This is a genomic window from Halobacterium litoreum (assembly GCF_021233415.1).
GTDB classification, from domain to species: Archaea; Halobacteriota; Halobacteria; order Halobacteriales; family Halobacteriaceae; genus Halobacterium; species Halobacterium litoreum.
This window is the reverse complement of sequence record NZ_CP089466.1, coordinates 2,167,091-2,185,445: the sequence shown is the minus strand read 5'-3', so window position 1 is coordinate 2,185,445 and position 18,355 is coordinate 2,167,091. Positions and strand designations below refer to the sequence as shown.

The 18,355-nt window shown below is 71.2% G+C and carries 22 protein-coding genes; 13 read left to right on the top strand and 9 right to left on the bottom strand.

What is annotated here, in order from left to right; genetic code table 11:
- The first annotated feature begins 27 nt into the window (after positions 1-27).
- Positions 28-750, top strand: a complete 723-nt coding sequence (gene psmA / locus LT972_RS11995) for an archaeal proteasome endopeptidase complex subunit alpha (protein ID WP_232570619.1) — start codon at positions 28-30, stop codon at positions 748-750.
- Between the two features lie 57 nt (positions 751-807).
- Here the strand turns inward: psmA and LT972_RS11990 are convergent, their stop codons facing one another.
- Positions 808-1,779, bottom strand: a complete 972-nt coding sequence (locus LT972_RS11990; protein WP_232570618.1) for an NAD-dependent epimerase/dehydratase family protein — start codon at positions 1,777-1,779, stop codon at positions 808-810.
- 86 nt (positions 1,780-1,865) lie between these two features.
- Here LT972_RS11990 and LT972_RS11985 point away from each other — a divergent pair, with 86 nt between their 5' ends.
- The 3 genes from LT972_RS11985 to LT972_RS11975 are packed head-to-tail and all read left to right on the top strand — an operon-like array spanning position 1,866 to position 3,400.
- A complete protein-coding gene (locus tag LT972_RS11985) occupies positions 1,866-2,543 on the top strand; it encodes a helix-turn-helix domain-containing protein (protein WP_232570617.1) in 678 nt (225 codons plus the stop codon).
- Between the two features lie 42 nt (positions 2,544-2,585).
- Positions 2,586-3,008: a pyridoxamine 5'-phosphate oxidase family protein gene (locus LT972_RS11980; protein ID WP_232570616.1), complete on the top strand. Its 423-nt coding sequence runs from the start codon at positions 2,586-2,588 to the stop codon at positions 3,006-3,008.
- 59 nt (positions 3,009-3,067) lie between these two features.
- Positions 3,068-3,400, top strand: a complete 333-nt coding sequence (locus LT972_RS11975; RefSeq protein ID WP_232570615.1) for a thioredoxin family protein — start codon at positions 3,068-3,070, stop codon at positions 3,398-3,400.
- 75 nt (positions 3,401-3,475) lie between these two features.
- Here LT972_RS11975 and LT972_RS11970 read toward each other — a convergent pair whose 3' ends face one another.
- From LT972_RS11970 to LT972_RS11960, 3 genes are all read right to left on the bottom strand, one after another.
- On the bottom strand, positions 3,476-3,721 hold the full coding sequence (locus LT972_RS11970) for a HalOD1 output domain-containing protein (RefSeq protein WP_232570614.1): 246 nt from the start codon (positions 3,719-3,721) through the stop codon (positions 3,476-3,478).
- Complete coding sequence (locus tag LT972_RS11965) at positions 3,718-4,095, bottom strand: hypothetical protein (RefSeq protein ID WP_232570613.1); 378 nt, start codon at positions 4,093-4,095, stop codon at positions 3,718-3,720. Before LT972_RS11965 ends, LT972_RS11970 begins: the two co-directional genes overlap by 4 nt.
- Positions 4,096-4,169: 74 nt before the next feature.
- The gene (locus tag LT972_RS11960; protein ID WP_232570612.1) at positions 4,170-4,880 is read right to left on the bottom strand and encodes a DNA-directed RNA polymerase subunit epsilon; all 711 of its coding nucleotides are present in this window, start codon (positions 4,878-4,880) and stop codon (positions 4,170-4,172) included.
- 440 nt (positions 4,881-5,320) lie between these two features.
- Between LT972_RS11960 and LT972_RS11955 the strand changes: the two genes are divergently transcribed.
- Complete coding sequence (locus tag LT972_RS11955; RefSeq protein WP_232570611.1) at positions 5,321-6,085, top strand: HpcH/HpaI aldolase family protein; 765 nt, start codon at positions 5,321-5,323, stop codon at positions 6,083-6,085.
- Here the strand turns inward: LT972_RS11955 and LT972_RS11950 are convergent, their stop codons facing one another.
- Positions 6,086-6,712, bottom strand: a complete 627-nt coding sequence (locus tag LT972_RS11950; protein ID WP_232570610.1) for a DsbA family oxidoreductase — start codon at positions 6,710-6,712, stop codon at positions 6,086-6,088.
- Positions 6,713-6,878: 166 nt separating this feature from the next.
- On the opposite strand from LT972_RS11950, the gene nucS reads away from it, so the two are divergent.
- Positions 6,879-7,580 carry an endonuclease NucS gene (gene nucS / locus LT972_RS11945; protein ID WP_232570609.1) on the top strand — a complete coding sequence of 234 codons (702 nt, stop codon included), beginning with the start codon at positions 6,879-6,881 and terminating at the stop codon, positions 7,578-7,580.
- Here the strand turns inward: nucS and mutS are convergent.
- A complete protein-coding gene (gene mutS, locus LT972_RS11940; protein WP_232570608.1) occupies positions 7,565-10,138 on the bottom strand; it encodes a DNA mismatch repair protein MutS in 2,574 nt (857 codons plus the stop codon). The genes nucS and mutS overlap by 16 nt on opposite strands.
- Before the next feature lie 47 nt (positions 10,139-10,185).
- Positions 10,186-10,617, bottom strand: coding sequence for a CopD family protein (locus LT972_RS11935; protein WP_232570607.1), 432 nt, complete (start codon positions 10,615-10,617; stop codon positions 10,186-10,188).
- 105 nt (positions 10,618-10,722) lie between these two features.
- On the opposite strand from LT972_RS11935, the gene LT972_RS11930 reads away from it, so the two are divergent.
- The 7 genes from LT972_RS11930 to LT972_RS11900 are packed head-to-tail and all read left to right on the top strand — an operon-like array spanning position 10,723 to position 17,460.
- The gene (locus LT972_RS11930; protein WP_232570606.1) at positions 10,723-11,172 is read left to right on the top strand and encodes a GtrA family protein; all 450 of its coding nucleotides are present in this window, start codon (positions 10,723-10,725) and stop codon (positions 11,170-11,172) included.
- A 25-nt stretch (positions 11,173-11,197) separates the two neighbouring features.
- Positions 11,198-12,172 carry a carbohydrate kinase family protein gene (locus tag LT972_RS11925; protein WP_232570605.1) on the top strand — a complete coding sequence of 325 codons (975 nt, stop codon included), beginning with the start codon at positions 11,198-11,200 and terminating at the stop codon, positions 12,170-12,172.
- A 32-nt stretch (positions 12,173-12,204) separates the two neighbouring features.
- On the top strand, positions 12,205-13,938 hold the full coding sequence (locus LT972_RS11920) for a MutS-related protein (RefSeq protein ID WP_232570604.1): 1,734 nt from the start codon (positions 12,205-12,207) through the stop codon (positions 13,936-13,938).
- Between the two features lie 53 nt (positions 13,939-13,991).
- Positions 13,992-14,465, top strand: a complete 474-nt coding sequence (locus tag LT972_RS11915; RefSeq protein ID WP_232570603.1) for a cupin domain-containing protein — start codon at positions 13,992-13,994, stop codon at positions 14,463-14,465.
- Between the two features lie 42 nt (positions 14,466-14,507).
- The gene (locus LT972_RS11910; RefSeq protein ID WP_232570602.1) at positions 14,508-16,346 is read left to right on the top strand and encodes an SLC13 family permease; all 1,839 of its coding nucleotides are present in this window, start codon (positions 14,508-14,510) and stop codon (positions 16,344-16,346) included.
- A gap of 38 nt (positions 16,347-16,384) precedes the next feature.
- The gene (locus LT972_RS11905) at positions 16,385-16,909 is read left to right on the top strand and encodes a hypothetical protein (protein ID WP_232570601.1); all 525 of its coding nucleotides are present in this window, start codon (positions 16,385-16,387) and stop codon (positions 16,907-16,909) included.
- 38 nt (positions 16,910-16,947) lie between these two features.
- Positions 16,948-17,460 carry a CNNM domain-containing protein gene (locus LT972_RS11900; protein ID WP_232570600.1) on the top strand — a complete coding sequence of 171 codons (513 nt, stop codon included), beginning with the start codon at positions 16,948-16,950 and terminating at the stop codon, positions 17,458-17,460.
- Here the strand turns inward: LT972_RS11900 and LT972_RS11895 are convergent.
- Together LT972_RS11895 and LT972_RS11890 are read right to left on the bottom strand one after the other, a co-directional pair.
- Entirely contained in the window at positions 17,457-17,618 is a 162-nt protein-coding gene (locus LT972_RS11895) for a hypothetical protein (protein WP_232570599.1), read from the bottom strand. The genes LT972_RS11900 and LT972_RS11895 overlap by 4 nt on opposite strands.
- Positions 17,618-18,349 (bottom strand): GNAT family N-acetyltransferase, encoded by a 732-nt coding sequence (locus LT972_RS11890; protein ID WP_232570598.1) that lies wholly within the window; start codon positions 18,347-18,349, stop codon positions 17,618-17,620. The genes LT972_RS11895 and LT972_RS11890 overlap by 1 nt, the downstream gene beginning before the upstream one ends.
- Positions 18,350-18,355 lie beyond the last annotated feature (6 nt).

The window sequence follows — 18,355 nt, the reverse complement described above, 5'->3', positions numbered from 1 at the left end:
GGGACTTACGCTGGGTCAAGGCAGACAATGCAGGGCCAGAACCAACAGCAGGCGTACGACCGGGGTATCACCATCTTCTCCCCGGACGGTCGCCTCTACCAGGTCGAGTACGCGCGAGAAGCGGTCAAGCGAGGCACCGCCAGCATCGGCGTGCGGACCCCCGAGGGGGTCGTCCTCGTCGTGGACAAGCGCACGCGCTCCCCGCTCCTCGAGGGCTCCAGCGTCGAGAAACTCCACAAGGTCGACGACCACGTCGGCGCCGCGAGCGCGGGCCACGTCGCCGACGCCCGCCAACTCATCGACTTCGCGCGCCAGCAGTCCCAGGTCGAACACGTGCGCTACGACGAGCCCATCGGCGTGCGCACGCTCACGAAGAACGTCACCGACCACATCCAGCAGTACACGCAGGTCGGCGGCGCGCGCCCGTTCGGCGTCGCGCTCCTCATCGCGGGCGTCTCCGACGGCGAACCCCGCCTCTTCGAGACCGACCCCTCGGGCACCTCCAACGAGTGGAAGGCGGTCGCCATCGGTTCCGACCGCGCCGCGATTCAGGAGTACCTCGAAGACGAGTACGAGACCGACCTCACCGTCGAGGACGGCGTGAAACTCGCGCTCCGCGCGCTCCAGGAGGGCCGCGAGGACGCGCTCGAAGGCGACGGCGTCGGCGTCGCCGTCGTGGACGCCGACACCGAGACGTTCCGCGAACTCTCCACCGAGGAGACCGAGGAGTACGTCGCGGACCTCGAATAGACGCCCCCCGTTCTCTCCGTTTTTCGCCGCCCGCCAGCGACGGCGCCGTCGCCCCGCTCACTCGCCGCCGTCGTTCCACTGCCACCCGCCGTCCGTGGGGACGACGACACCGTCCGCGCGCCACCGCTCGACCACCTGTTCGAGGCCGGCCTCGTGGGTCGGGTACAGCGGCTCCCAGTCGAACGCCTCGCGGAAGCGGTCGTTGCCGGTGACGGCGTCCGTCGTCAGCATCCCCACCGCGTCGGTTCCGAGGACGGGCCGCAGAATCCATCCGGGGAGGCGGCGCGGCGTCGGCGCGTCGAGTTCGGCGGCGAACGCTCGGACGAAGTCGCCGAACGGCGCCGGCCGGTCGTCCACGACGTGGTAGGTGCCGGTGGCGTCGCCCTCGACGGCGGCGGCGAACGCGCGCGCCGCGTCGACGGTGTGGCAGTACGACAGCGTCGCCGACTCGCGCCCGAGGAAGCCGGTGCCGAGCGCGGGCAGCCGGCCGGCGAGCAGTTGCTCGCCGAACTGCCGCGTGTGGGCGGACTCGGGGCCGTAGAACCAGCCACCGCGCAAAATTACGGGGTTGGGGTGGTGCTCGCGCGCGAGGCGCTCGGCGTCCGCGCTCCCCTGCGTCGCGCGCGTCGGATTCCGTGGGCTGTCCTCGTCGAAGCGGCCGCCGCCGTCCGGGCGCGCCACCCACGTCACGCTCTGACCGACGTAGCGGGCGCCACACTCGGCCGCGGCGCTCGCGAGGTGGCGCGCGCCCTCTCGGCGAACCTCGGCGTCGCGTTCCCAATCGCTCGCACTCGCCTTCCCGGTCGGCACCGCCGTCGCTGCGTGGACGACGCAGTCCGCGTCTCCGACCGCCGCCGCGACTGCCTCGTCGGTCACGTCGCCGCGGACCGCCGTGGCGCCCCGCGATTCGACCGTCGCGTCGCCGGTCGCGTCGCGCGTCAGTCCCGTCACGTCGTGGCCGCCGTCCGCGAGTCGCTCGACCAGTCGCCGCCCGAGGACGCCGGTCGCACCCGCGACGAACACTCGCATACCTCATCCTGCGTGCTCCGCGACCAAGCCGATTCTGCCGGACTACCCGGAGGGGTTTAAGTCGCGGGCAGGGGTAGGTCGCGTCGATGAAGCGCGTCGAGGTCGGCGTCCGAAGCGCCGGCGACCCGATTCACCCGCTCGTCCCGTTCCTCACCGGCCCGGACGTGGCGCGCGCCGCGATGGTGGACTGGAACGGCGTCGTCCGGCCCGAAAACCCCGACGAGTCCACGGTCGTCCTGCGCGTGCACGCCGACCCGTCGGTCGTCCGTGAGGCGTTCGCGGCCGAACCCGTCGTCGACGAGTTCCACGTCTCCGTCGCCGACGAGGACTGCTGTTACGTCCACGCCCACTCCGAGACGGCGCGACTGGAGGGCGCGACGGCGAAGTCGCTCACGCCACCGGGCGTCGTCGCCGTCCCGCCGCTTCGATACGAGGACGACGGCTGGATGGTGTTGACGCTCGTCGGCGACGACGCGCCCGTGCAGGCCGCCATCGAGCGCGTCCCCGACGAAATCGAGGTGACCGTGCGCAGCGTCGCCTCCCGGGGGTACGGCGCCGCGACCGACCCCCTGGCCTGCCTCACCGACCGCCAGCGCGACGCCGTGTTCGCCGCCGTCGACGCCGGCTACTACGAGGTGCCGAGGACGGGCGACGTGGCCGCCGTCGCCGACGACCTCGACTGCGCCGACTCGACCGCCGCCGAACACCTCCGGAAGGCCGAGTCTCGGCTCGTGGCGTCGCTCGTCGCGAGCGCACGTGCCTGACCGACGACCAACAGTTTTCGCGCTGGCCGCCGGAGTAGTCGTATGGAGCACGCCGAGTACGTCTACACGACCGGGATGGACGAGTCAGCGGTCGAACGCCACCTGCGGGACGCCGACCACTGCGTGCTGTCGCTCGCGGACGGCGGGGACGCGTACGCGGTGCCGGTGTCGTGTCACTGGGACGGCGAGCGCGTCCTCCTCCGCCTGAGCGAGCACGGCGACGAGTCGAAGTTCGACTACCTCGACGCCACCGAGTCGGCCTGTGTCGTGTTCTACGGCGCCGACGGCGACGACTCGTGGAGCGTCCTCCTCCGGGGGGACCTCGTGGAGCGCGAGACGCCAGACGAGGCGACGCTGAACGAGTGGTTCGGGCCGTTCCGCGTCTTCGACGAAGCCGTCGAGGACGTCTCCTTCCGCGTGTTCGCGCTCGAACCCGAGGCGGTGACGGGCCGCGAGACGACGTGAGTGCCGGCACGCGCCCCCGGCGCGACAGCCCTTATGTGCGCTCGTCGATTAGTTCGAGTATGGAGTCAGCGCAGAAGCCGCTCCGCGTCGCGGACGGCGACGAACTCGACGAGGTGCTCGCCACTCACGACCGCGTGCTCGTGGAGTTCTACACGAAGGGGTGTGCGATTTGCCAGGCGATCGAGCCCGTTCTCGGGAACGTCGCCCGGGAGACCGGCATCACGGTCGCGATGGCGAACCCCGGCGACGACATCTCGCTCGTCGAGAAGTGGGACGTGTCGAGCGCGCCGACGCTCGTCCTCGTGGAGGACGGCGAGGAGGTCGCGCGCCTCGCGGAGGGGTTCAAGAGCGGCGACGACATCGAGGCGTTCCTCGACGAGCACGCGGCGTAACGTCGCTACTCGTGGGTCTCTTCACTCGGAGCGCGTACGCCGTCCGGCCCGGTCGGCGTGGGCGATTTCGATTCGCTACCGAACCGACGCGTCGGCGGCGTACGCTCTCCCGTCGACGAGCACTCGCGCCTCGTGCGTGACCGTCACTTGGTGGTCCGCGAACTGGAAGGTGAGGCGCCACTCGCCTCCGTCTTGCTCGTCTAACTTCCGTAACGCGTCGGGGTCGACGTACGCGTGGAGCGTCTCCACGTCGGCCGGTTCCACGCCGTCGGCCGCGGCGACTGCTTCGACCACTCTCGCGGGGAGCGTGTCGCGGGTCATTCGGTCATCTCCTGGAGAATCCGACAGTTGTCGACTAACCCCGGTGGAATCTCGTCGACGGCGTCGAGCAGCGTGTTCACGACGAACGCCGGTTCCTCGAAACGGGGGCCGCGCTGGACACAGAACGGCTCGGACTCCCAGCGGACGTATCCCACGTCGGCGAGCTTCGGGAGGTGGTGGTGGCGCAAGTCGATGCGCAGCGTCTCCGTGTCTATCGACTGATTCGGCGACGTGGCCGCGTCGGGCAACGGGAGGCGCCGCTCTTCGGGGACGTTCGTCAGCGAGCGGAGGACTTCTCGGCGCGGTTCGGCCGCGAGCGCGTCGTACAGCCGGTCCCACCGTTCCGCCCAGTCCTGCTCTCTCGGGGCGTTCATAGGTACACCGTCACGTCACCGACGAATAACTTAAGGATTCCTACAACTCTGCACGTCGGGGACCGACGACCGCCCTACTGCTCGTCGTCGGGCAGGTCGCGTTCCGTGACGCTCGGGAGGTGGGGGTCGCGGTGGGGGTTCCGGCCGAACGCCGGCAGACCGTCGTCCAGTTGGTCGGTGAGCACGCGCCGCAGGCGGTTCAGACTCGTCTTGTCGAGGTCGTACCGGTCCGCGAGCGACTCGAAGGCGGGCTCGTCGGTCACGTCGCGGGCCTTGTACCGCTCGAACAGCTCCGCCATCCGGTCGGGAGAGACGTCGCCGGCGTCGAGGTCGTCGAGGCCGAAGTAGCGCCGGCGGTCCACGTCCACGACGTGCCGGATGACGACGAGCGCGACCTTCTCGATGGCGCGCTGGCTCCCGAACTCCGTGAGGTCGATGTCGCCCATCACGCCGAGCGCCACGTCTCGTTGCCACGGCGTCACGTCCACGGCGTTACAGAGGGCTTGCGTGGTGCGCAGGCGGTCGAGGTAGTGCGCGCGTCGGCTGTGGCCCTCGGTCGCGGTGTGGCGCTCGTCGTGGAGTCGCCGCACGTTCTCCGAGAGGTCCGCCTCCGGGGTCTCGGCGCGCCCGATGACGGTGGCACTCGGGGACGTGACGCCCCACTTCCGCACCGTCGTGTCGCGCTGGGCCTGCGCGCGGGAGAGCGCGCCCGCTCCGGGTCGGTGTTCGACGCGCTCGTCGTCGGCCGACTCCCACCGGACGCGCGTCCCGGGGTCTGCACTCATATCTCCTCCTTCCGGGACGACCACGGTTAAAATCTCGCCCCGGCGACGCCGCTGCGGGGCGCGAGGTCCTCGAAAAGCGCTTCGTATCTACACCTTGTCGCCAGAACCACTTAAAGCACCGAGCGCGGGGGTGGACGACGCAGCCGAATCCAGAACCGACGCCGACGCGACAGCCGTCGCTGGCGGGTCGTGGCGTCGGGAGAAGTCCTTCGTATCTACACCTTATCGCCAGAGACACTTAAAGAACGTCGCGGTTCGTCGGAGAACCGGGGTGGCACGCAACTGGCGCTCCGTCGCGCACAGCCGCGGCTGGAGACCAAAACACTCGGGAGAACCCGTCGCACCTCGCTCGTATCTACACCTTGTCGCCAGAGATACTTAAAGCGAGAGGGGCGGACCGACCTCGGAACCCCTATTCGCCCCGCCGCACTCGAACACGTATGCACGCAGGTACCCTCACCGAAGCCCTCCGCGCCGGCGACGCGCCGGTCGGCGTCTGGTCGACAATCCCGAGCCCCGTCGTCGCCGAACTCCTCGCCGCCGACGGCTTCGACTTCGTCGTCCTCGACGGCGAGCACTCCGAACACACGATAGAGACGCTGGCCGACGGCGTGCGCGCCGTCGAAGCCGCGACCGGCGACGCCGACCCCGTCGTGCGCGCCAGCGGCGACGACCCCGCCGAGATTCGGCGCGTCCTCGACCTCGGGCCCGCGGGCGTCGTGATTCCCCAAATCGAGGACGCCGAAGCAGCACGCGAAGCCGTGTCCGCGACGCGCTACCCGCCCGCTGGCCTCCGGGGCGTCGCCGGCGGTCGCGCCTCGGAGTACGGCGAGGAAATCGACGAGTACGTCGAAACGGCCGACGACCGCGTCGCCACGATTCTCCAGATAGAGACGCCGGGCGCCGTCGAGGACGCCGCCGCCATCGCCGCCCTCGACGGCGTCGACGCGCTGTTCGTCGGGCCCGCCGACCTCTCCGCGCGCCTCGGCGCGTTCGGCGAGTTCGACAGCGAAGGGTTCCGAGAGGCCGTCGCGCGCGTCACCGCGGCCGCCGCGGACGCCGGCGTCCCGGTCGGCACGCTCGCCACCACCCCCGAGCAAGTGGAAACGCGCCGCGACGACTGGGGGATGGACTTCGTGGTCGCCGGCACCGACGTCGGCTGTCTGCGCTCGGGCGCCAGCGACTTCCTCGCCGCGTCGGAGTAACTACGTCCCCTCGACGAGGCGTTCGAGTTGCTCCGGCGGCACCGCGCCGCGCGCGCCGTAGCCGTCGTACGCGAACGTCGGCACGCCCGAGACGCCGCGCTCCCGGGCCTCGCTGAACTGCTCGCGCAGGCGGTTCCGCCACTCCTCGTCGCCCGCGACCTCGCGAATCTCGTCGCCGTCCAGCCCCGCGTCCTCGGCGAGGTCGGCGAGCACGTCGCGGTCGCCGATGTCGCGGCCGTCCTCCCAGAGCGCCTCGAAGATGGCCACGTCGAAGTCGAGCCACGACTCGGGGTACTCCTCGTTCACGTAGAACGACGCCACCTGTGCCGGGAGCGAGTCGACGTCCCGCGAGATGTCGACGGTCATCTCGTCGGCGCCGTACTCCTCCTTGAGGCGCTCGACGTTCTGCTTGGCCTCCTCGTAGTACTCCTCGTCTTTCCCGTCGTCGACGTCGTGGTCGATTGAGCCGTCGTCGTTGCGCTTCTGGGCGCGCAGGTCGAAGGGCTGCCAGTCGATGGCGAGCTCGTCCTCGCGGGTCTCCTGGTACTCGGCGAGGGACTGCCGGCCGAGGTAACAGAACGGGCAGACGTAGTCCGAGTAAATCGTAATCGCGTCGTCGTCGCTCATAGCGCCACGTAGCGGTGCCGCGCCGAAAAGCCCGGTGCAGGCGGCGACGCCGGCCGGGAAGCTGTTCGGCGCAACGACTCCCGGCGCGTGCGGAGACGTTCCGCGGTCTCTCACCCGAACCGCCGGGCGACCGGTGGTTTTTCTCCGTCGGCGTCGTAGCCCGCCTGTGACGACTGACGCGCTCGACGCGCCGGACGCCGCCGACGCCGCGGCGTTCGTCGCCGACGCCCGGAACGCGGACCTCGCGGTGTCGCTCGTCGGCGACTGCGCCGCGGCCTTCGAGGGACGCACGGAGCGCGACGTGCCCGCGGGCACCCGACAGGTCCTCTGCAAGCCAGACGACACCGTGCTCGTCCACGGCGCGAGCGGCCGCGACCCGGTCGCGTGGTCGTCGGGCGGCGCCGTCGAAGCCAGCGCAGAGGGCGACGCCCTCGTCCTCCGGTGTGGCGGCGACGACGCCGCGGACGCACTGACAGTCCGATTCGACACCGTCCACTGCGTCACGGCCTTCGACGCCGCCGACGAGGACGGCGACGTGTCTGGAACCGAAGCCGACCTCAAAGAGCGCGTGCTCGCCGACCCCGACATCGTGGAACCCGGCTTCCGCCCGCTGGCTACGGAGCGGGACACGCCCGCGGGCAGGGTCGACGTGTACGGCCGGGACGCCGACGGCGCGGTGGTCGCCGTCGAACTGAAGAACGTGCGCGCCGGCCCGTCGGCGGCCTCCCAACTCTCCCGGTACGTGGATGCGCTCCGCCGCGACCTGCACGCCGACGCCGACGTGCGCGGGATTCTGGTCGCGCCGGACGTGACCGAGAAGACGCGCCGACTGCTCGCCGCCGACGGCCTCGACTACTCGTCGGTCTGACTCTCGCGCTTGAGGTCGTGGAGGACGTTCAGCGCCTCGATGGGCGTCAGTTCGGCGACGTTTACGTCCCGTAGTTTCGCTGCGAGGTCGGCGTCCGCCTGCTGGTCTTCCGCACGGTCAGAATCGGCTGTGTCCTCGCTCGTCTCGGCGTCGAGCAGTTCGCGCGCTCGCTCGACCACGTCCTCGGGGACGCCCGCGGTCTGTGCGACCTCCACGCCGTAGGAGGCCGTGGCCGCGCCCTCGCGGACCTCGTGCTGGAAGGTCACGCCGTCCTCGGCGCGCGTCGCGCCGAAGTGCAGATTCAGCGCGTCGTCCAAGCGCTCGGCGTCCGCGGTGAGTTCGTGGTGGTGAGTGGCGAACAGCGTCGTCGCCCCGAGTTCGTCGTGGACGTGCTCGGTGACGGCGCGCGCGATGGCGAGGCCGTCGGTCGTCGACGTGCCCCGCCCCACTTCGTCGAGGAGGACGAGCGAGTCCTCGGTGGCGGCGCGGAGGATGGACGCGAGTTCGGTCATCTCCACCATGAACGTCGACCGCCCGCCAGCGATGTCGTCGCTCGCGCCGACGCGCGTGAAGATGCGGTCTACCACTCGGAGATTCGCGTCCGCCGCCGGGACGAAACTGCCGGCCTGCGCGAGCAGGACGATGAGCGCGACCTGCCGCATGTACGTCGACTTCCCGCTCATGTTCGGGCCCGTCACGACCGCCAGCCGATTCTCCGGGTCGAGGTCGGTGTCGTTCGGCACGAACCCGGCTTCCGTGCGCTCCACGACCGGGTGCCGCCCGCCCTCGATGGCGATGCCGTTTCCCCCCATCTCGGGGCGCGCGTAGTCGTGGGCCGCCGCCACCGACGCGAACGCCGCGAGCGCGTCCAGCGCCGCGAGCGCCGACGCGACGGACTGCATGCGCTCGTCCTCCTCGGCGACCCGGTCGCGGACCTCGCAGAACAGGTCGTACTCCAGGTCTTGGGCGCGCTGCTCGGCGCGCACGATGTCGTCCTCGCGCTCTTTCAGTTCGGGCGTGACGTAGCGCTCGCTGTTCTTCAGCGTCTGTCGGCGCTGGTAGTTGTCGGGCACGGCCTCGCTGTTCGCGTGCGTCACCTCGATGTAGTAGCCGTGGACGGAGTTGTGCCCGACCTTCAGCGAGTCGACGCCCGTGCGCTCGCGCTCCTCGGCTTCGAGGTCGTCTATCCACTGTTTCCCCGAGCGCTCGGTCGCCCGCAGGTCGTCGAGGGTCTCGTCGTAGCCGTCACGAATCACGCCGCCCTCGGTGAGTTCCTGTGGCGGGTCCGGGACGATGGCCCGGTCGAGCAGGTCCCGAATCTCGGGCAGGTCGTCCAGTTCCGCCCGGAGGCCCCGGAGTTTCTCGCAGTCGGCGTCCGCGAGCACGCTCCGCACCTCGGGCACCACGTCGAGGGTGTCCTTCAGCGACCGCAGGTCGCGGGCGTTCGCGCGCCCCCGAGACACCCGCGAGACGAGGCGCTCGATGTCGTACACGTCCCGCAGGTGCTCGTGGAGTTCCTCCCGCGTGAGGGGGTCGGCGACGAGTTCGCCGACGGCGTCGTGTCTCGCTTCGATGGCTTCGTGGTCGACGAGCGGGCGGCGGAGCCAGTCCGTCAACTCCCGGCGGCCGAGCGCGCACGCCGTTTCGTCCACCACGTCCACGAGCGCGGTGCCCTCCGCGCCGTGGACGCTGCGCTGGTCGAACACCTCCAGGCTGCGGAGTGCGACGGCGTCCATCTGGAGGTACTCCCGGGGGTCGTATCTGGTGACGTGGTTCAGGTAGTCGAGGCGCTGGTGGCCCTCTCCTCCCCGCGTGTACTCGGCGTACGAGAGGAGCGCGCCACACGCCCGCACCTCGGCGTCGGCCGCCAACGAGTCCACGCTCCCGAAGTACGACGCCACGCGCTCGCTCGCCGCCGCCACGTCGAAGGCCGCGTCGTCGTAGTCCGCGACGAACGAGTCGTCCCCGAAGCGGTCCGGCGCGACGCCGGGGCCGGTCACCAACTCGGCGGGCGCGAACCGCCCGAGTTCGTCCCGCACCCGGGCCTCGTCGCCGAGACTCGTCGCGTAGAAGTCGCCCGTCGACACGTCCAGCAGGGCGAGGCCGAAGCCCCCTCCTTGGTCACCTGCGAGCGCCGCGACGAAGTTGTTGTCCGCGCCCGCGAGCAGTTCGTCCTCGGTGAGCGTGCCCGGCGTCACGATGCGCGTCACTGCGCGCTCGACGACGCCCGAGACCTCGTCGGGGTCCTCGACTTGGTCGGCGACCGCCACCCGGTAGCCGGCGTCTAGCAGGCTCTCGATGTACGGTTCGGCGTTGTCGATGGGCACGCCCGCCATCGGGTACCGGCCAGTCGAGTCCTCTCGGGCGGTCAGCGTAATCTCGCAGATGCGGGCCGCCGCCTCGGCGGCCTCGCAGAACAGTTCGTAGAAGTCCCCTACCTGGAACAGGACGAGGGCGTCCTCGTACTCCCGCGTGAGCGAGAAGTACTGACTCATCATCGGCGTGAGGTCGCCCTCGCTCTCGGCCATCTGGTCGGGTGGTCCGAGCGCCGCGTCCATGCCCGAGACGCAGGACGCCGACGCTGTTATGCCCACCGATTGGGGGGCTACAGCATGCCGGCGAGCACGAGCAGGGCGACGCTCACCGCGCTCGCGGCGCCGAACCACGGCGTCGCGTCGTCGGCCGCGGCCCGCACGTCGCTCCCGGCGGTGAGGCGACTCGTCGCGACGTGCGAGAGGCCCGCGAGCACCAGCCACAGCGTCGTCATCCCGAGGACGAGGTGGCCTCGATAGGAGTCCGCGAGCAGTTCGAACGTGTAGAGCGTGCCAGCGAGGTGGCCGCCCGACAGCAGCATGACGACGACGCTCGCGACGCTGAGTTTCGCGAACCGGTCGGCTATCCACGCGACCGGTTCGGCGTCGAGGACGCCGCGCCGGGCCGCGGGCACGACGAACAGCGCGACGGCGAGCGTGCTGCCGGTCCACGCCGCGCCGAAGACGGCGTGGACGACGCGGGCGGCGGTGATGTCGATGTCCATGCCCCGCGTTTCGCACACGACCCGAAATAGTGCGTCGGTATCGCGGTGCGAGACACCCGGATTCGGCACCACCTTTTTCCAGTCGGAGCCCAGACAACGGGATACGTGACCGGTGTCATAACCACTGCTGAGCGGCGCGTCGAGGCCGCGCTCCGCTCGCTCGGCGTCGGTCGACTCGCCCGGCCCGCCCGCGTCGTGCGCGCCGTGGAGTTCGGCGCGGTCGGCGCCACCGGCACCCTCGTCAACGCCGCCGTCTTCGTGCTCGCGCCGGTGGCCTACCTGTTCGCGGGCGTCCTCGCGTTCGCCACCGGAACGACGTGGACGTTCGCGTTCAACTGGACCATCACCTACAACCGCCCCCGGAGTTCGCTGCTCTCGGCGTTCTGGCGATACGCGTCGGTGTACGTCGCGGGCTTTCTGGTCTACGGCGCGGCGCTCGCCGCCGCCGTCGAAGTCGGCGGGTTCCCGACGCTCCACGCGAACCTGCTCGCCATCGTCGTCGCGGGCACCCTGAACTTCGCGGGGAGCGAACTGTACGCGCTCGCCGAGGACTAAGTACCCCGGGCCCCTCGGCCACCGCGTGCAGACCGACCGCATCCTCGTCGCCGGCGAGACGCTCGTCGACCTGTTCCCCGCCGAGTCCGGCGACCTCGCCGACATCGAGGGGTTCGCCCACCGGGCGGGCGGCGCGCCCGCGAACGTCGCCGCTGGCCTCGCACGCCTCGGCGACCCGCCAGCGTTCTGGACGCGGGTCGGCGACGACCCGTTCGGCGACTTCCTCGCGGACGCGCTCGCCGCCCGCGAGATTCCCGACGACCTCGTGGTTCGCGGCGACGCGCCGACCGCGCTCGCCGTCGTCTCCCCCACCGATGACGGCGACCGCTCGTTCACCTTCTACGAGTCAGAGACCGCCACGCTCGCCTTCGAGACCGACAGGATTCCGGACGACGCGCTCACGGACTACGACTGCGTGCACGTCGGCGGCGTCGCGCTCGCGAACCCCGCGGGCCGCGCGGCCACGCTGGACCTCGCGGAGCGCGCCCGCGACGCGGACTGTGTCGTCTCCGTCGACCCGAACAGCCGGCCCGCGCTCTGGGACGACGCCGCCGACGCGGGCGACGCGCTCCGGGACCTCCTCGCGCTCGCGGACGTGGTGTGCTGTAGCGCCGACGACCTCGCGCCCCTCGGTCTCGCCGAACTCGCGCGCCACGACCCCGAAGCGGCGGCCGCCGACCTGCTCGCCGGCACGCCCGAAACCGCCTTCCTGACGCGGGGCGCGGCCGGCGCGACGGTCGTCTCGGACGCCACCGCCAGCGACGATCGCGTCACCCACTCCCTGCCCGCGTTCGATGTGGACGTGGCCGATACCACGGGCGCGGGTGACGCCTTCTGCGCCGCCGCACTCGCCCGCTTCGAACCGGGGCTGTCGCCCGACGGCCTCCGGGACGCGCTCGCGTTCGCGTCCGCCGCCGGCGGGCTCGCCGCCACCGAGACCGGCGGGATGGGCGCGCTCCCGGACGCCGACGCGGTCCGCGACCTCGCGGAGAGCGCGTAACGCTTTACTCCCGTCCTCCCGCATCCCGCGGTATGCGACTCGAAGAGTACTGGGGGGTCGGCCCGAAGACGGCCGAGCGCCTCGAAACCGAACTCGGGGTGCCCGACGCCGTCGACGCCATCGAGAGCGCCGACGTCCGCGCGCTCGTCGACGCCGGCATCTCGCGGGGCCGAGCGACGCGCATCCTGCGGCGCGCGAACGGCGGCGAGGGACTGGACGCGCTCGCCACCGACGACGCCCGCGCCGTCTACAAGGACCTCGTCTCGCTGGCCGCCGAGTACGCCGTCACGAACCACGCCGGCGACCGCATCCGCGTGCTCACGCCGCTGACCGAGCGCGAGGCCATGACCGACCGCCTCGACCGGGTCGCCGCCGCTCGCGACACGTGGCAGGACCTCGACGCCGACACCCGCGAGTCGGTGCTGGACGTGTTCGCCGAGCACGACGGCGACAGCCGACTCGCCGCCGTCGAGACGGCGCTCGCGCTCGTCGACGCCGGCGCCACGGAGGGCGTGTTCGCGTCCGTCGCGGCGCTCGACCGGTCTCGACTGGAGGACGCCGCCGACGCGCTCCGGCACCTCGACGACGACGGCGTGCGCGACGGCGCGGACGCCAAACTCGACCGCCTCCGCGAGCAGGTCGCCGACCTCGACCGCCTCGAACGCGACACCTTCGACGTGCTCGAAGCGGTGCGCTCGGAGGGCGTCGAGGGCACCGAGGAGTTCCGCGAGGCGTTCGTCCAGTACGTCGCCAGCGAGGCCGACGTGGAACCCCGCCTCGTCCGGAACGCGATGGCGCCGGACGCCGCCGACGCCCCCGACTTCGTGAGCACGACGCTCCGCGAACTCGCGGGCGACATCCGGGAGCGCGCGAGCGACCGCGAGGACGAGGTCGAGGCCGACCTCCGGGGCGCCATCTCGAACGCCCACGAGGACGTCGAGGACGCCGTCGACGCGGTCAGCGACCTCGCCTTCCACCTCTCGCTCGCGCGGTTCGCGGACGCCCACGACCTCACCCGACCGGAGTTCGTGGACCGGGACGCCGTCGCCGTCGAGGACGCTCGGAACCTCGCGCTCGCCGCCGACGGCGAGGATGTCCAGCCGATTACGTACGCCGTCGGCGACCACGACCTCTCGGGCCCGCCGACTGGCGACCGCGTCACCGTCCTCACGGGCGCGAACTCCGGCGGGAAGACGACCCTGCTGGAGACGCTGTGTCAGGTCGCCCTGCTCGCGCAGATGGGGCTCCCCGTGCCCGCCGCGCGCGCCGAGGTCGGCGCCGTCGACTCCGTGGTCTTCCACCGCCGCCACGCCTCCTTCAACGCGGGCGTCCTCGAAGCCACCCTGAACTCCGTGGTGCCGCCGCTCTCCACGGGCGACCGCACGCTGATGCTCGTCGACGAGTTCGAGGCCATCACCGAACCCGGGAGCGCCGCCGACCTGCTCCACGGCCTCGTCACGCTCACCGTCGACGAGGACGCCCTCGGCGTGTTCGTCACCCACCTCGCGGACGACCTCGAACCCCTCCCGGACGCCGCGCGCACCGACGGCATCTTCGCCGAGGGGCTGAGTCAGGACCTCGACTTGCTCGTGGACTACCAGCCGAGATTCGACACCGTCGGCAAGTCCACGCCGGAGTTCATCGTCTCCCGCCTCGTCGCCGACGCCGACGACCGCGCCGAGCGCGCCGGCTTCCGCACGCTCGCCACCGCCGTCGGCGAGGAAGCCGTCCAGCGCACGCTCGCGGACGCCGAGTGGTCGGAGTAACCCACGGGAAACCACTCCACACACCTTTCTCCCCGGACGCCGTCGCTCCGGGCGTGACCATCGCGAACGAGTCGGACGTGGAGTGGACCGACATCGACGAGGGCGACGCCCGGATGCGCCGGAAACAACTCGGCGAGGCCGTCGCCGGCGAGGAACTCGGGTGTAGCCTCTACGAACTCCCGGCGGGCGCGAAGTCGTGGCCGTACCACTACCACACCGGCAACGAGGAGGCCATCTACGTGCTCGTCGGCGAGGGGATGCTCCGCCTCGCCGGGGAGTCGCACTCTCTCAGCGAGGGCGACTACGTCGCGCTCCCGGCCGACGAGTCGGGCGCCCACCGCGTCGTCAACGACTCCGAGGGCGTCCTGCGCTACCTCGCCGTCTCCACGATGAACGACCCGGACGTCACCGTCTACCCCGACTCGGGGAAACTCGGCGTGTTCGCCGGGTCGGCGCCCGGCGGCCGCGACGGCCGGACGCTGGACGGCTACTACCGCCGCGACGGCGACGTGGACTACTGGGAGTAGCGCGGCGTCACGGCTATGTAGCTGTTCCGCGACAGGCCTCCAATGGCGCTCCCGCCGACGCCCGCGCTGGTCGTGTTCGGTCTCGCCGCCGTCGCGCTCGCGCTGTTCGCGAGCGAAGCCGTGCCGCCGGACGTGGCCGCCATCGGCGTGCTCGTCGCGCTGTACGTCCTCCGACCGTGGACGGGCGTCGACGCCGACACCGCGCTCGTCGGGTTCGCGAACCCCGCGACCGTCACCATCGTCGCGATGTACGTGCTCAGCGAGGCGGTCCGACAGACCGGCGTCATCGAACACGTCGGGGACGCCATCGAGGCGTTCGCGCACGGGAGCGACTCCCGCCTGCTCGGCGCCGTCGTCGGCACTACGAGTCTCTCCGCGGGCGTCGTGAACAACGTCCCCGTGGTCGCCGTGTTCGTGCCGATGGTGACCGACCTCGCCTCGCGCGCCCGCCGGTCGCCCTCCGCGTTCCTCCTCCCGCTGTCGTACGCCGCGATGCTCGGCGGGACGCTGACGCTGCTCGGTAGTTCCACGAACCTCGTCGTGAGCGCGCTCGCCGCGGACGCGCTCGGCCGCCAAATCGGCGTCTTCGAGATGACGCCCGTCGGCGTGCTCGTGCTCGTCACCGGCGTCGTCTACCTCCTCACGGTCGGCCGCCGACTCGTCCCCGAGCGCGTCTCTCCCTCCGCGACGCTTGCGGAGACCTACGGCGTGTCGGCGCGCCTCGCGCGCCTCGAAGTCCGCGAGGGGTCGCCGTTCGCCGGCCAGCGCCTCGACGACGTGCGCGCCACCGTCTCGGACGCCGCCGTCGACGTGGCCGTCCTCCAACTCTCCCGGGACGGCGAGCGCTACCTCGCCACCCGGACCGACGAGACGGTCGGACCGGGCGACACCCTCACCGTGCGCGGGAACCTCCAAGCCGTCAACGAGTTCGCGACCGAGTACGACCTCCGACAGCTACCCCGGCAGACCGTCTCGACGCGCGACCTGCACCTCAGGGAGGGTCGCGGGAACCTCGTCGAAGTCGTGCTCCCGGAGGGGTCGCGGTTCGTCGGCGACACCGTCCGCGAGGCGAACCTCGCGGGCTACCACAACGCCGTCGTGCTCGCGCTCAAGCGCGGCGACGACGTCCGGAGCGACGGCATCGCCGACCACCGCCTCGCGGTCGGCGACACCCTCCTCTTGCAGGTGCGCGAGCGCAACCTCGCCGAACTCGTGGAGAACTTGGACGTGGTCGTCACCCGGGGCGTCGGGCCGAGCCAGTCCCCGGAGACCGAACCCGAACCCGTCTTCGACCGCGAGACGACGCTCGTCCTCGGCACCGTCGCGAGCGTCGTCGGCCTCGCCGCCGTCGGCGTGCTTCCGGTCGTCATCGCGGCGCTCGCGGGCGTCGTCGTCGTCACCGCCACCGACGTCATCTCGCCCACCGACGCCTACGGCGCGGTGTCGTGGAACGTCGTGTTCCTGCTCGCGGGCATCTACCCGCTCGGCGTCGCCGCCCGCGACACCGGCGGCGCGGCGTGGGTCGCCGAACAGCTCGCCGCCACCTCGTCGGTGCTCCCGATTATCGCCGTGCTCGCCGTCACGTACCTCGTCACCGCCGCGCTCGCGAACCTCGTCGGAAACGCCGCGAGCGCCATCCTGATGACGCCCGTCGCCGTCGACACCGCCGCGAGCGTCGGCGCCGAGACGCTGTCCTTCGTCCTCGCGGTGCTCTTCGCGGCCTCGACGGCGTTCCTCACGCCCACGGGCTACGCGACGAACCTGATGGTGTACGGGCCGGGCGGCTACGAGTTCGGCGACTACGCCCGCGTCGGCCTCCCGCTCCAGTTGCTCCTCACGGTCGTCACCACGGCCGGCATCTGGGTCGTGTACGGCGTCTGACCACAAGGCACTCGTAGCAGTTCCGCGACAGTCGTCGCGTGACCGACGCGACCCGCCGCGGCTTCGTCGCCGGTCTGCTCGCACTCGCCGGCTGTGCCGGCAGTCAGTCCGGGGACGGAACGCCCTCCACGACGACCGGCACTACCGACGCGACCCCGACTGCGACGACCCAACCGACGGCCACCTCGACTGAGACGACCGAGAACTGCCACTACGAGTCACAATCCGTCGAACACACGGGCGTCCTCGAAGTCGTCAACGACACTGGCGAGGACGTGACCGTCGACGTGACCGTCTCGGACGCCGACGGCGACGCCGCGTTCGCCCAGTCGGTCGCCGTCGCGCCGGGCGAACGCACCACCGCCTTTCGAACGAGCGACGGCGGCGAGTACGTCGTCGAGTACGCGACCGCTGCCGGCGACGGCACCGCCGACTGGCCGGTCCCCGACTCGGGATACACGCAGACCCTCACGCTCGTCGCCTCGGAGGCGGACGACGGCCAGACGACCGTCGACGCGCGCACCCACACCGCCGACCCGCCCGCGACCCGCGTCTGCGAGTGACGCCAACGCCTTAGTCGCAGTTCCCCGTCACGTCCGGTATGGCTCCAGTCCCGCTCCTTCCGTCGCTCGCGCTCGTCGCCGTCCTGCTCGCGGTGTCGGCGTTCTTCTCCAGCACGGAGATAGCGCTGTTCTCGCTGACGCCCGACCGAATCGACGAACTCGCCGCGGGCGACGACCGCGGCCCCGAGTTACAGCGCCTCCGCGAGGACCCACACCGCCTGCTCGTCACGATTCTCGTCGGCAACAACGTCGTGAACATCGCCATCTCCAGCGTCCTCACGGTCCTGCTCGTGGCGTACCTCCCGCCCGAACTCGCCGTCGTCGGAACCACGCTCGCGGCGACGGCGCTCGTGCTCGTCTGCGGCGAGATTCTCCCGAAGTCGTGGGGGCTGGCGAACGCCGAGTCGTGGGCGCTCTTGGTCGCCCGGCCCGTCCGGTACATCGCGCTCGTGCTCTGGCCGCTGGTCGCGTTCTTCGACGCGCTCACCCGCGGGCTGTCGGCGGCGCTCGGCGGGAGCGCGGACATCGAACGCGAACTCCTCGAGGATTAGGGCCACTCGGCGTCGGCGCCCTCGATTGGGCTGGCGACGACGCCCTCGCGCTGGGCGAGACTGCGGGCGTGGGAAACGCAGACGTCGCGGTCGGAGCCGCGCGGGTCGAACACGCGAACGGCCGCCGGTCGCGTACAGCCGTCCTCCGCGCACGCCATCAGAGCCTGACGGCCATCATCACTTCGTCGACGTACTCGTCGCCGAGTTTGTAGTGGTCCGCACGCACCGCCTCGGTCTCCCAGTCGTTCGCTTCGAGGAACGCCACGGCGTCCTCGTTGGTCGCCGGGACGCTGTTGTACATCTTCTCGTAGCCGTGGCTCTGGGCCCACGCGAGGCCGCGTTCGAGCAGGTGGCTGCCGATGCCGTGGCCGCGGTACGCCTCGATGACGCCGACGGTGAGTTCGGCGGTGTGCGCGAGTTTGTCGAGTTCGGAGCCCGCGATGTGGACCCAACCGACCACGTCGCTCCCGACGGTGGCGACGAAGAACATGCGCTCTTCGAGTTCGTTGTGCCGCAGGAGCACTTCCTCGTGGTCGAGGATGTCCGCGACGGACTCGGCCTCGATGTACGTGCGCTCGCTGGCGACCTGCCGGATTGCGCCGACGAGGCCCGCGAGGTCGGACTGGTGGGCGGGTCGTACGACGAACTCCGTGTCGCCGTCGCGGTGCTCCTCGGCGGCGACGTCCTCGAAGGCGACGGCGATGGTGCCGTCGTCGATTTCGAGGTAGCCGTCGCGTCGCAGGATGGCGACGTGGTGGCGGATGCCCCGCGGGTCGAGGTGGAGCGAACGCTCGACGTCGTCGTAGGTGGTCTCTCCGTGCCGTTCCACGTAGTTGTAGATGCGTTCCCGGTCGTCGTGGCCGAACTCCAGTCTCTGCTCGACGTTCATGATTGT

Bases quoted from the DNA above. Each gene is read 5' to 3' on its own strand.
- LT972_RS11970 (WP_232570614.1), bottom strand. From the start codon at position 3,721: ATGACCCGCGACACGCTCCCCGCGAGAGTGGTCGAAGCAGTCGCCGCG.
- LT972_RS11960 (WP_232570612.1), bottom strand. From the start codon at position 4,880: ATGAGTGCAGACCCCGGGACGCGCGTCCGGTGGGAGTCGGCCGACGAC.
- LT972_RS11910 (WP_232570602.1), top strand. From the start codon at position 14,508: ATGGCGCTCCCGCCGACGCCCGCGCTGGTCGTGTTCGGTCTCGCCGCC.
- LT972_RS11895 (WP_232570599.1), bottom strand. From the start codon at position 17,618: ATGGCGTGCGCGGAGGACGGCTGTACGCGACCGGCGGCCGTTCGCGTG.
- LT972_RS11935 (WP_232570607.1), bottom strand. From the start codon at position 10,617: ATGGACATCGACATCACCGCCGCCCGCGTCGTCCACGCCGTCTTCGGC.
- LT972_RS11920 (WP_232570604.1), top strand. From the start codon at position 12,205: ATGCGACTCGAAGAGTACTGGGGGGTCGGCCCGAAGACGGCCGAGCGC.
- LT972_RS11985 (WP_232570617.1), top strand. From the start codon at position 1,866: ATGAAGCGCGTCGAGGTCGGCGTCCGAAGCGCCGGCGACCCGATTCAC.
- LT972_RS11955 (WP_232570611.1), top strand. From the start codon at position 5,321: ATGCACGCAGGTACCCTCACCGAAGCCCTCCGCGCCGGCGACGCGCCG.
- psmA (WP_232570619.1), top strand. From the start codon at position 28: ATGCAGGGCCAGAACCAACAGCAGGCGTACGACCGGGGTATCACCATC.
- LT972_RS11900 (WP_232570600.1), top strand. From the start codon at position 16,948: ATGGCTCCAGTCCCGCTCCTTCCGTCGCTCGCGCTCGTCGCCGTCCTG.
- LT972_RS11890 (WP_232570598.1), bottom strand. From the start codon at position 18,349: ATGAACGTCGAGCAGAGACTGGAGTTCGGCCACGACGACCGGGAACGC.
- LT972_RS11980 (WP_232570616.1), top strand. From the start codon at position 2,586: ATGGAGCACGCCGAGTACGTCTACACGACCGGGATGGACGAGTCAGCG.
- mutS (WP_232570608.1), bottom strand. From the start codon at position 10,138: ATGGACGCGGCGCTCGGACCACCCGACCAGATGGCCGAGAGCGAGGGC.
- LT972_RS11990 (WP_232570618.1), bottom strand. From the start codon at position 1,779: ATGCGAGTGTTCGTCGCGGGTGCGACCGGCGTCCTCGGGCGGCGACTG.
- LT972_RS11950 (WP_232570610.1), bottom strand. From the start codon at position 6,712: ATGAGCGACGACGACGCGATTACGATTTACTCGGACTACGTCTGCCCG.
- LT972_RS11975 (WP_232570615.1), top strand. From the start codon at position 3,068: ATGGAGTCAGCGCAGAAGCCGCTCCGCGTCGCGGACGGCGACGAACTC.
- LT972_RS11965 (WP_232570613.1), bottom strand. From the start codon at position 4,095: ATGAACGCCCCGAGAGAGCAGGACTGGGCGGAACGGTGGGACCGGCTG.